The sequence below is a fragment of the Nocardia vulneris genome (assembly GCF_001613425.1).
Classification (GTDB): domain Bacteria; phylum Actinomycetota; class Actinomycetes; order Mycobacteriales; family Mycobacteriaceae; genus Nocardia; species Nocardia vulneris.
Window position 1 is genome coordinate 18,583 of sequence record NZ_BDCI01000058.1, and the last position, 11,040, is coordinate 29,622.

9 protein-coding genes and 1 pseudogene are annotated in these 11,040 nt (G+C 67.9%); 4 read left to right on the plus strand and 6 right to left on the minus strand.

Annotated features, from left to right (window positions below):
* The first annotated feature begins 16 nt into the window (after positions 1-16).
* From NVU01S_RS41465 to NVU01S_RS41475, 3 genes are all read left to right on the plus strand, one after another.
* A complete protein-coding gene (locus NVU01S_RS41465) occupies positions 17-841 on the plus strand; it encodes a serine hydrolase domain-containing protein (RefSeq protein WP_043682177.1) in 825 nt (274 codons plus the stop codon).
* A gap of 100 nt (positions 842-941) precedes the next feature.
* Positions 942-1,475 (plus strand): DUF3145 domain-containing protein, encoded by a 534-nt coding sequence (locus NVU01S_RS41470; RefSeq protein ID WP_014982898.1) that lies wholly within the window; start codon positions 942-944, stop codon positions 1,473-1,475.
* Positions 1,476-1,732: 257 nt separating this feature from the next.
* The gene (locus NVU01S_RS41475; RefSeq protein WP_043682180.1) at positions 1,733-2,134 is read left to right on the plus strand and encodes a nitroreductase/quinone reductase family protein; all 402 of its coding nucleotides are present in this window, start codon (positions 1,733-1,735) and stop codon (positions 2,132-2,134) included.
* Between the two features lie 128 nt (positions 2,135-2,262).
* Here the strand turns inward: NVU01S_RS41475 and NVU01S_RS41480 are convergent, their stop codons facing one another.
* From NVU01S_RS41480 to NVU01S_RS41495, 4 genes are all read right to left on the minus strand, one after another.
* Positions 2,263-3,033, minus strand: a complete 771-nt coding sequence (locus NVU01S_RS41480) for a fumarylacetoacetate hydrolase family protein (protein WP_043682186.1) — start codon at positions 3,031-3,033, stop codon at positions 2,263-2,265.
* A gap of 8 nt (positions 3,034-3,041) precedes the next feature.
* Complete coding sequence (locus NVU01S_RS41485) at positions 3,042-5,987, minus strand: FAD-binding and (Fe-S)-binding domain-containing protein (protein WP_043682189.1); 2,946 nt, start codon at positions 5,985-5,987, stop codon at positions 3,042-3,044.
* A gap of 83 nt (positions 5,988-6,070) precedes the next feature.
* Complete coding sequence (locus NVU01S_RS41490) at positions 6,071-7,432, minus strand: MFS transporter (protein ID WP_167829469.1); 1,362 nt, start codon at positions 7,430-7,432, stop codon at positions 6,071-6,073.
* A gap of 186 nt (positions 7,433-7,618) precedes the next feature.
* A complete protein-coding gene (locus NVU01S_RS41495) occupies positions 7,619-8,785 on the minus strand; it encodes a pyridoxal-phosphate-dependent aminotransferase family protein (RefSeq protein WP_043682191.1) in 1,167 nt (388 codons plus the stop codon).
* Positions 8,786-8,877: 92 nt separating this feature from the next.
* Between NVU01S_RS41495 and NVU01S_RS41500 the strand changes: the two genes are divergently transcribed.
* Complete coding sequence (locus tag NVU01S_RS41500; RefSeq protein WP_043682195.1) at positions 8,878-9,618, plus strand: IclR family transcriptional regulator; 741 nt, start codon at positions 8,878-8,880, stop codon at positions 9,616-9,618.
* Positions 9,619-9,688: 70 nt separating this feature from the next.
* Here NVU01S_RS41500 and NVU01S_RS41505 read toward each other — a convergent pair whose 3' ends face one another.
* Both NVU01S_RS41505 and NVU01S_RS41510 read right to left on the minus strand, forming a co-directional pair.
* Positions 9,689-10,810: a glycerate kinase gene (locus NVU01S_RS41505; RefSeq protein ID WP_043682198.1), complete on the minus strand. Its 1,122-nt coding sequence runs from the start codon at positions 10,808-10,810 to the stop codon at positions 9,689-9,691.
* 7 nt (positions 10,811-10,817) lie between these two features.
* Positions 10,818-11,040, minus strand: a pseudogene (locus NVU01S_RS41510) (glyoxylate carboligase); the annotation flags it as partial.

Below are 11,040 nucleotides of genomic sequence, written 5' to 3' on the forward strand. Positions count from 1 at the left end.
CTCGTAGGCTCGCGGGGTGCGTGCACTAGAGCAGATCAGGGATTGGCCGGTCCGTCACGCGGCGGCCGCGGTCGTCGGTGCGGACGGCGCCGCGGCGACCGAGGGCGAACTCGATCGGGTGTTCCCGCTCGCCTCGGTGACCAAGCCGCTGGTCGCGTACGCGGTGCTGGTCGCGGTCGAAGAGGGCGCGATCGAACTGGATCAGCCGGCCGGCCCGGCGGGGTCGACGGTGCGCCACCTGCTCGCGCACACCTCGGGCCTCGCCTTCGACACCGACGATATCCGGGCCGCACCCGGTACTCGCCGGATCTACTCCAGCGCGGGCTTCGAGGTGCTCGCCCGTTTCGTCGCCGAACAGACCGGCATCGCGTTCGAGGAGTACCTGCGCGACGCGGTTTTCGTGCCGCTGGGCATGAAGGACTCGGTGCTGGCCGGTTCCGCCGGGCACGCGGCGCGCTCGACCGTCGCCGATCTGACCCGTTTCGCGGCGGAATTGCTGAATCCGCAGTTGATCTCCGAACCGACTCATGCCGAAGCGACATCAGTCCAATTTCCCGGCCTGAATGGCGTGCTGCCCGGTTATGGTTCGCAGCGTCCGAATGATTGGGGACTCGGCTTCGAGATCCGCGACGGTAAGTCGCCGCACTGGACCGGAAGCTCGAATTCCCCGGGCACGTACGGCCATTTCGGACAGTCCGGCACATTTCTCTGGGTGGACCCCGCGTCGCGGTTGGCGTGTCTGGCATTGGCCGACCAGAATTTCGGCGACTGGGCCAGGGCGGCCTGGCCGCCATTCAGCGACGCGGTCATTGCGGAGGCGGCACACGCAACACGGGGTTGAAGTAACACATGTAACATCGGGCACTCCAGTACACTCAGGCAACACCAGCTGGACGGGTCGTTGGGGAAGACGTCCCCCGTCGACGCTGGAGGTGTTAGTGGTGCGCGCATCGAGTCAGTTCGCGGACGTGACGGCGGGTGTGGTGTACATCCACTCGTCGCCTGCCGCGCTGTGCCCGCACGTCGAGTGGGCACTCACCTCGGCCTTGAGTTCGCCCGCGAAATTGCGCTGGACCGCGCAACCCGCGGACGGCCAATTGCGCGCGACCAGTGAATGGCTCGGACCCGTCGGCACCGCCTCCCGTATTGCGCAATCGCTGCGCTCCTGGCCGGTGCTCCGATTCGAAGTGACCGAAGACCCCAGCGAAGGCGTCGACGGCGAACGTTATTGTTTCGTGCCCGGATTAGGACTCTGGCACGGCTCGACCAGTGCCAACGGCGATGTGACCCTGGGCGAGATGCGCTTGCGCGCGATGCTGCAGGCCGCAGGCGAACTCGGCAAATACAACAACTACGACCTCGCCGCCGAAATCGACCGCGCCCTCGGCACACCCTGGGACGAAGACTTGGAGGTATACCGCTACGGCACCGAATCCGGCGCCGAGGTCACCTGGCTGCGCCGAGACGTAGGCTAGAACCCCGCTGTTTCGGGCAAAAGCACATTTCCAGCGATGCTGCGTGCGCGAATTCACCTGCTCGCCGGTTCCGGCATGACGTATTGCGCGCACAGTGCACAAATGGGGTTCAAGGCTTGGTATTTCGCAGATACCAATCGGTGGGCGGCACGGTTACGCGCCTTCCTGCGGTCGCTCCGTGTCGACGTTCGCGGTGGCTTTGCCGCTCGTCGCGGCCGCACACCCGCGGCGCCATCACGGGATGCTACTCTCCGGGGGTGGCGAACGTGGTTGATCGAAAACAGAAGATAGTCAATGTTATTCAGCGGCGGATCGCCAATCCGATCAGAGTCCGGATGCCCAAGCAGGAACTCTTGGAGACCATCGGGCGGGTGAGTGGGGCGCCGCGGATCACGCCCATCGGCGGGCGGATGATCGACGGGTCGTTCTGGCTCGTCTCCGAGTTCGGGGAACGGTCGCAGTACGTGCGGAACATCATGGTGAACAACCAGGTTCGGTTGCGTTTGAAGGGGAAGTGGCATTCGGGAACAGCGCATTTGCTGCCCGATCACGACCCCGTCGCATTGCTCGAGCAGCTGCCGAAAGGCAACAGCGCCGGGGTCCGGCTGTTCGGCAACAACCTGCTGAGCATTCGCATCGACCTGGCCACCACCGACTGAGGTTCCCCGGCGCTTGCGTAGCCGCACCCTTTCTGACGCGAGACCCGGTGTGTCGTGCGGCAAGTCGGGGTGCGGGAACCTGCAAGGGGTGCGGATGTTCCCCTCTGCCGCGCGCCCGGCGCAGTGTTTCAGCCACCGCGGTGTTCGGCCGAGAGCCGGTCCGCGACGGTGTTGCGGAGGGTGCCGATCGTGGCGATCTCGATTTCCACCGTGTCGCCGGGTGCCATCGGCCCGACCCCGGCGGGGCTGCCGGTGAGCAGGATGTCGCCGGGACGCAGGGTGATCCAGCGGGTGGCGAAGGACAGCAGTGCGCCGACACCGAAGACCATGTCCGCCACCGCGGCCTGCTGGACCACCTGACCGTTGCGGCGGGTGACGAGATGCAGCGCCGACGGATCGGAAACCTCGGTCTCGATCCAGGGCCCCAAGGGGCAGAAGGTGTCCGCGCTTTTCGCCCGCGCCCACTGGCCGTCGGAACGCCAATCGTCCGCGGTGACATCGTTGGCGCAGGTGTAGCCGAGGATGTAGTCCGCGGCCCGATCGGCGGGCACGTCACGCGCCGTGCGCCCGATGACGACGGCCAGTTCGCCTTCGTACTCCAGCCGCTGCACCTCGGCGGGCCGCAGGATGGTCGCGTCCGGATCGGTAACGGCGTTGGGGGCCTTGAGAAACAGCGACGGGCGCTGCGGCCACGGCCTGCCCTTCTCGATGATCTGGCCCGCATAATTGCTGCCCGCGCACACGATGGTGCGCGGCTCACAGGGGGCGAGCAAGCTCTGCTCGGCCAGCGGGCCGACCGCCGCCCCGGGCTCGTTGTCGGGCGAAAGGTGGTGCACCACATCGCCTATGACGACCCCGCGCGCGGCGTGGCCGTCGCGGGAATAGCGGACGATACGCATGTTGTCTCCTATTCGTCGGCCGGCCCGGCCAGTGCTTCGCGCACCAGCTCGACCGGGTGCCAGGCGGTGCGCCCCGCGCCGTGAAAGATCTGCTGCCGGCACGACACTCCGGTCGCCGCCACGATCGTGTCGTCCGGTTCCGCGGCGAGGGCGGGGAAGAGCCGATCGCCGCCGACCGCCATCGAGGTTTCGTAATGCTCCGATTCGAAGCCGAACGAGCCCGCCATGCCACAGCAGCCGGAGTTGATCTCTTCGACCTGCACCCCCGGGATCCGCCGCAGCAGTGCCATCGTCGCGGCCGTGCCTACCTCGGCCTTCTGGTGACAGTGCCCGTGGAAGACGATCCGGCGACCGGCCAGGGCGTCGCCCAGCGACAGCCGACCCGCGTCGATCGCCTCGACCAGCAATTCCTCCACCTGTTTGACCCGGGCCGCGACCGCGCGCACCGCGTCCACGTCCGGCACCAGTGCCGCGTGCTCGTCGCGCAGCATGAACAAGCACGAGGGCTCACACCCGACGATCGGCGATCCCGGCTCGGTGTGCGCGGTGAGCGAATCGATCAGTCCCGCAGCCTCTTTCCGGGCGTCGTCGAGCAAGCCCTTGGACATGCTGGAACGGCCGCAGCATCCGCCGCTCGCGAGTTCCACCCGCCAGCCCGCCAGTTCCAGCAGTTCGACGGCCGCCATGCCGATGTGCGGTTCGGTGTAGGTGGTGAAGGAATCGGCCAGCCAGTTGACGGTGCCCAGCGGTGCGGGAACAGCCGGGGCGGCCCGCCGATGCTTGCGGAAGCCGCGAATCAGGTTGGCCCGCTGGAACACCGGTAGCGGACGAGCGGCGGTGATACCGAGCGTGCGATCCATCATCCGGCGCGCGAAACCGATCCGGCCGGGCAGGTTCGACAGCGGCGCGGTCGCCGAGCCGAGCCGGTTGAGCGCCCGGATCGAACCGAAAACCCTGGAGCGCAAGGGTGTTCCATGGATCTCGTGATGGTGCGCGAGGGTCTCGGCTTTGAGCGAGGCCATGTCCACGCTCATCGGGCACTCGCTCTTGCAGGCCTTGCACATCAGGCACAGATCGAGGATCTCGTGCAGCCGTTCGTCGCCGAGCGCGGCGTGCGGATCCGGCGCGGAAAGGGCTTTCACCAGTGCGTTGGCGCGGCCGCGGGTCGCGTGCTCCTCGTTCTTGGTCGCGATATAGGACGGGCACATCACGCCCGTGGTGGCTTTGCGGCACAGGCCGATGTTCATGCAGCGATCCGCCGCGCCGCGCATGCCGCCGACGACCTCGAACTTCAGCGCGGTGGTGAGCGGCGGCGCCGGCGGCAGTGCGTCGCGGTCGCGCAGATTCTCGGTCATCGACGGTGCGTCGACGATCTTGCCGGGGTTCATGATGTTGCCGGGATCGAAGAGCCGCTTGACTTTTCGCATCGCCTCGTACAGCTCGTCGCCGAAGATCTCGCGGTTGAACTCGCTGCGGGCCAGGCCGTCACCGTGTTCGCTGGAGTTCACCCCGCCGTATTCGGCGACGAGCTTCTGCACCGCCTCGGCGACCGTGCGCATCTTGGCCACCTCGTCGGGCTGAGTGAGGTCGACGAACGGACGGATGTGCAAACAGCCGACCGAGCAGTGACCGTAGAACCCTGCCTGCATCTGGTGCTCATCGAGAATCTCCTTGAACCGCCTGGTGTACTCGGCCAGGTGCACCGGGTCCACCGCGGTGTCCTCGACGAAGGCGAGCGGGCGGCGGGTGCCTTCGCCCGCGGCCATCAGCAACCCGAGGCTGGACTTGCGGACTTTCAGCAACGCCGTTTGATCGGCGGGCGTGACGGCGCGCAGCGTGTGATAGCCGTGCCCGTTGCGCCGCCACAGCGCCTCCAGCCGGTCCAGCTCGGCGACCAGGCGCGTCTCGTCGTCACCGCTGAACGAGACGAACAGCAGCGCACCGGGATCGCCGACGAGGATCGTGCCGAGTTCGGCGTATTCGATCTTCTGCCTGGACAATTCGAGAATGGTGCGGTCCATCAGCTCGACCTGATTCGGGTCGCAGCTCAGCGCGTCGGTGGTGGCGGCGATCGCGCTGACGGTGTCGGTGAAGTGGCCGACGGCGTAGACCGTCCGTGCCGGTTTGGGCACCAGGTCGACCAGTGCGTGCGTGACGATCACCAGCGTGCCTTCCGCGCCGACCACGAATTTGGCCAGGTCGAAGGGCTTTTCGGCGCCGAAACCCACCAGTCGGTCGAGTCGGTACCCGCCCGCCCGGCGCCAGAACGCCGGCATACCGGCCTCGATGATGTCCGCGTTGGCCGTGACGAGATCCGAAAGCTCTTGGTATATCCGGCCTTCCAGGGTGCGCGCGGCGGCGCGACGTTTGCGCTCGAGCTCGTCGACCGATTCCAGCCTGGCCCGGGAGCCGTCGGCGAGCACCACGTCGAGCGCCCGCACGTGATCGATCGTCATGCCGTAGGTCAGCGAGCCGCTGCCCGCGGAGTTGTTGCCGATCATGCCGCCGATGGTGGCGCGGTTGCTGGTCGAGGTGTCCGGCCCGAACATCAAGCCGTGGGCGGCGGCGGCCTGATTGAGCTGGTCCTGCACCACTCCGACCTCGACCAGCGCCGTGCGGGCCACCGGGTCGAGGTGCACGATTCGGTTCATGTGCCGGGACAGGTCGAGTACCAGACCGGGCCCGATGGTCTGCCCGGCCAGGCTCGTGCCCGCACCGCGCGCCACGACCGGCACCCCGAGTTCGCCCGCCGCGCGCACCGCCGCGGCGACGTCGTCCGCGTCGCGGGGAAAGGCCACGCCCGCAGGCACTATCGAATACATGCTCGCGTCGCGGGAGAAGATGTGGCGGCTGTAGTCGTCGAAAGCCACCTCACCGGTGAGGGTTTCGCGCAGGGCGCGCTCCAAGCGGGCCGACACGTCGGCCGTCGCGCTGTCGATCGTGGGGGAGTTCATGGGGATTCCTTCTGGATCCGGGAGAGTTCGCCGAAGGGGGACACGGCGGCCGGGCCCGCGCACGGAACCGGCCGCCGTGGTACTCAGACGAGCGGGGCTCGATCCGATGCCGGTTGCTGCGCCGGCTCGATCCGGGCCGTTTCGACCGGGACGGGTTCGACCACCGCCGATTGCGTTGCCTCGCGCAACTTCTTGCGCAGGGTCAGCACGAGCAGCGCGGCGGCGCCGAACACCCCGCCGAAAAAGGCCTGGGTGAGTGCGTATCCGCCACCGCTGAGATCGCTGAGCCAGCCGCCGATATACGGTCCGAAGAAGCTGCCGAGATTACCGACGCCGTTGATCAGCCCCAAGCCCGCGCCCGCGGCGGCCACCGGAACGAGCTTGGTGACCGTCGCCCAGAACGGGCCGTACCAGGCGATCGAGGCGGCGGTGCCCAGGATCATCGCGCCCAGTACCAGCCACTTCTGTTGCGGTGAAATCAAACTCGCGCCACCGAGAATGATCGCCGCCGAGCCGAGAACCAGTGACATGTGCGCGATATGCCCGCCCCGTTTGTCCGCCGACCGGCCGATGAGAATGATGGCCACGCCCGCCGCGAGCTGGGGCAGTATCGCGACGAGACCCACCTTCATATCGGTGTGGAACGCCTTCTTCAACACGCTCGGCAGCCACAGGGTGAGGCCGAGCAAGCCCATCTGCGTCAGGGTGTAGATGAGGGCGAAGTGCCACACGATCCGGCTGGTGAACGCGGCCTTGAAAGTGCCGCGGTGTTGCAACGGTTCTCCTTCCTCGAGCCGGGAACGTTCGATGTAGTCGCGTTCGTTCTTCGACAACCAGCCCGCCTTGGCCGGTGTATCGCGAATCACCGCGAGCCAGGCGATGAGCCCGACGACCAGCGGCGCGCCGCCCTGGATGATGAACATCCAGCGCCAGTCCGTGTAGGTCAGCAGGATGCCGGAGAACGGTGCGGCGACGATCGCCGCGATGGGGGTGTACAGCTTGAAAATCGCGTAGGCCCTGCCGCGTTCGGCGAACGGGAACCACGACCGGATGGTCGCCATCAGCGCGGGCTGCACACCGCCTTCGGCCACCCCGAGCAGGAATCGGGCCAGCAGCAATTGGCCGACGGAGTTGGTGAAGCCCTGGGCCATCGCGGCCACGCTCCACAGCACCATCAGGATCGCGATCCACTTTCTGGCACTCCATCTTTCGGCCATGTAGCCGCCGGGGATCTGCAGTAGCAGGTAGCCCCAGAAGAAAATGCCGCTCGCGAGGCCCTGCTGCGCCTTGGTGAGCCCCATATCGGCTTCGAGATGGGTGAGTGCGAAACTGATGTTGGTTCGGTCGATATAACAGATGACGTAGATGAAGACGACGACCGGCAAGATATAGGTCCAGCGCTTCATTTCGGAGAAACGCCGGATGGGAGAGGTCCGCTCGGACAACGACCTACCTCCTCGTAGGTGACCGACGCGATCGGCGCCGGTGGATATCGGATCCCGGCTCGTGGTGGAGCCGGGCGAGAGTCGCTCGTGGCGGAGCATCGAGAGTCGAGCAGGAGGCTGTCGAAGCGGGGGCCCAGCTGGGAGCGAAAGGGACGTGGCGAGAACAGATTCGGCGCGCGCCGGGGGCTATTCGGCGCGTAGCACCGCGAGCGCGGCGGGCAACCCGGCGGGGTCGACGGCGACGCCCGCCAGCTCGAGGCCCATCTGCACGCCGGACAGCGTGCCCGCGAGCATCAGATCGTTGAAGTGGCCGAGGTGGCCGATCCGGAAGACGCGTCCGGCGAGTTTGCCGAGCCCGGTGCCGAGCGACATGTCGAAGCGCTCCAGGATGATTCGGCGCACCTTGTCCGCGTCGTACTCGGCGCCGAGGAGCACGGCGGTCAACGCGCCGGAGTACTCCCGCGCGTCGGTGCACAGCACCTCCAGGCCCCAGCCGTGGACGGCGGCCCTGGTGGCGGCCGCGTGCCGGCGGTGCCGGGCGAAAACGTTCGGCAGCCCTTCTTCCTCGAGCATGATCAGGGCTTCGCGCAAGCCGTAGAGCAGGTTGGTCGCGGGGGTGTAGGGGTAGAAGCCGCGCTCGTTGTTGTCGAGAATCGGTGTCCAGTCCCAGAAGGACTTCGGCAGTCGCGCGGTCGTCGCGGCCGCGAGGGCCTTGTCGCTGATCGCGTTGAAACTCAGTCCGGGTGGCAGCATCAACCCCTTCTGGGAGCAGGCGACCGTCACGTCGACGCCCCAGTCGTCGTGCCGGTAGTCGATGGAGCCCAGTGACGAGATCGTGTCGACCAGCAGCAGCGCCGGGTGGTCGGCCTCGTCGATGGCGGCGCGGATCTCCGGAATCCGGCTGGTGACACCGGTCGAGGTCTCGTTGTGCACGACCATCACCGCCGCGATCTCGTGCCCGGTGTCGGCCGCGAGCCGTTCGGCCAGGGCCGCCGGGTCTGCGCCGCGGCGCCAGTCGCCCGGCACGAAATTGACGATCAGGCCCAGGCGTTCGGCCATGTCGCGCCACAGGCTCGCGAAATGACCGGTCTCGAAGGCGATCACGCGATCGCCCGGGGACAGGGTGTTGACCAGGGCTGCCTCCCAGGCTCCGGTGCCGGAGGCGGGATAGACGACGACCGGGTTGCCGGTGCCGAACACCGGTTTGAGCCGGCGCAGGAGATCGAGCGCGAGTGCGGCGAACTCGGGTCCGCGATGGTCGATGGTCGGTTGCGCGATGGCGTGCAGTACCCGGTCGGGGACGTTGGTCGGTCCGGGAATCTGCAGGAAATGCCGTCCGCTGTGCGCGGTCATCACATCTATTTCCAATCTGTGCCGGGTTATGGCACACTGTGCCGTGAGAAGGTTCAGCAAGGGTAGGGATGTGAGATAGAGGAGTCAAGACTTTGCGCAATGTCCTCAACACGCTGCGGGTATTGGAGGAGGTCGCGGCCCGGCAGCCGATCGGCGTCGGCGAATTGTCGAGAGTGCTTGATATGCCCAAGAGTTCGGTGCAGCGGGTGCTGGTCACCCTGGACACGGCCGGGTGGATTCGCCCGGCGTCCGGGGAGATCACCCGGTGGGTGCTGACCACGAAGGCGCTGGCGGTCGGCAGTCGGGCCGGGGGCGATCTCGGGTTGCGCGGTGTGGCGCTGCCGATCATGGAGAACCTGCGCAGGCACACCGAGGAGACCATCCACCTGACCATCCCCGAGGACGGCAAGATGGTGCTGATCGAGCGGCTCGAGACCGACAAGCCGGTGCGCACCAACATGGCGCTGGGGCATTCGTTGCCGCTGCACGCCTCCGCGAACGGCAAAGCCGTACTCGCGCACAGCGATCCCGATACCGTGCGCAAGCTGGTGGCCGGTGAGCTGCCGCGCTACACCGACACCACGATCACCGATCCGGACGCGCTACAGGCGGAGCTGGCCGAGATCAAGACGCGCGGATTCGCGGTGAACCGCGGCGAATGGCGCTCCGATGTCGGCGCGGTGGCGGCGGTGGTCCTGGACGGCGCGGCGAAGCCGATCGCGAGCCTGAGCGTGAACGTGCCGATCAGCAGGCTGACGGCCGAATCCGAGCCGGCCTGGGGCGCCGCGGTGCGCGAGGCGGCGCACACGATCGGTGCGCGCCTGAGCAAGTGAGCCGGGGCGCAACGGTTTTCGCGCACCGCTGCGGGCCGGAGCCGGGTGCGCGAAACCGGAAAGCGTGCGGTTATGACAGGTGCCGGGTGGCGATCCGCGCCCCGAGCCGCCGCAGCAGCACCTCGCCGTCGGTGAGGCAGCGCCGCACGTCCGGCTCGATCGACAGCAGCGAATACGCGGCGGTGACGCCTGCCTCGTGTAATCGCCACTCCGGCAGCGTGTTCCGTCCGCACACCGCGACCACCGGCACACCCGCCGCGCGGGCTGCCGCCGCGACGCCCGCGGGCGCTTTGCCGTGCAGGGTCTGCTCATCGAGCGTGCCCTCGCCCGTCACGACCAGATCGGCCCCGGCCAGCTCTCGGTCGAAATCGACCAGGTCCAGGACCAATTCGATACCTGGCGCCAGCCGGGCCCCGAGCACGGCGACGGCCGCGAAGCCGACGCCGCCGGCCGCGCCCGCCCCCGGGGAGTCGCGCAGATCGCTACCGGTGGTCGCGGCGACGACGTCGGCCCAATGACCCAGTGCCGCATCGAGGATGGTCACCTGTGCTGCGTCCGTGCCCTTCTGCGGTCCGTAGACGGCCGCCGCGCCGCGAGCGCCGAGGAGCGGGTTGTCCACGTCGCAGGCGACGGTGAACTCGACTCCGGCTGTTCGCTCCCGCAAAGCAGTGAGGTCGAGGGTGGCGACCTGCGCGAGAGCCGCACCCCCGTCCTCGATTTCGGCACCGTCCGCATCGAGCAGACGAGCACCGAGGGCGCGCAGCAGTCCCGCGCCGCCGTCGGTGCCCGCACTGCCGCCGATGCCGAGTACCACGTGTCGACAGCCCGCCGCGATCGCCGTGGCGATCACCTCGCCGGTGCCGCGGCTGGTCGCGGTCATCGGCGCGAAATCCCCGCCGGGCAGCCGGACCAGCCCCGAGACATCCGCCAGTTCCACCACAGCCAGGTCGTCGCGCCGGGCGTAAGCCGTGTCGACCGGTTCCCCGGTCGGCCCGGCGGCCGTCACCGGTACGGCGGTGAATCCTGCGGCCAGCGCGGCGGCGACGGTTCCGTCGCCGCCGTCCGCGACCGGGACGATGGATATCGCCGCATCCGGCAGTACCTCCCGGATTCCGGCCGCGGTGGCGCGTCCGACCGCGGCGGCGGTCAGCGAGCCCTTGAACTTGTCGGAGGCGATCAGCACGCGTGGCATGGGGGCGTCAGTCCAGCAGCGCCGTGGCCGTGGGCGCGTCTGCGGCGGAGGTGGCCAGTTCTTCGAATTCGGTGATGTTGTCGATCTCGAGACCCATGGACACGTTGGTGACCCGTTCGAGGATGACCTCGACCACCACCGGGACGCGGTGTTCGGCCATCAGCTTCTTCGCGTCTTCCAGGGCGGGGCCGATGTTGTCGGGTTCGAACACCCGGATCGCTTTGCAACCC

Excerpts from the sequence above, each read along its gene's own strand:
- NVU01S_RS41505 (WP_043682198.1), bottom strand. The coding sequence starts at position 10,810 with ATGCCACGCGTGCTGATCGCCTCCGACAAGTTCAAGGGCTCGCTGACC.
- NVU01S_RS41480 (WP_043682186.1), bottom strand. The coding sequence starts at position 3,033 with ATGCGTATCGTCCGCTATTCCCGCGACGGCCACGCCGCGCGCGGGGTC.
- NVU01S_RS41495 (WP_043682191.1), bottom strand. The coding sequence starts at position 8,785 with ATGACCGCGCACAGCGGACGGCATTTCCTGCAGATTCCCGGACCGACC.
- NVU01S_RS41485 (WP_043682189.1), bottom strand. The coding sequence starts at position 5,987 with ATGAACTCCCCCACGATCGACAGCGCGACGGCCGACGTGTCGGCCCGC.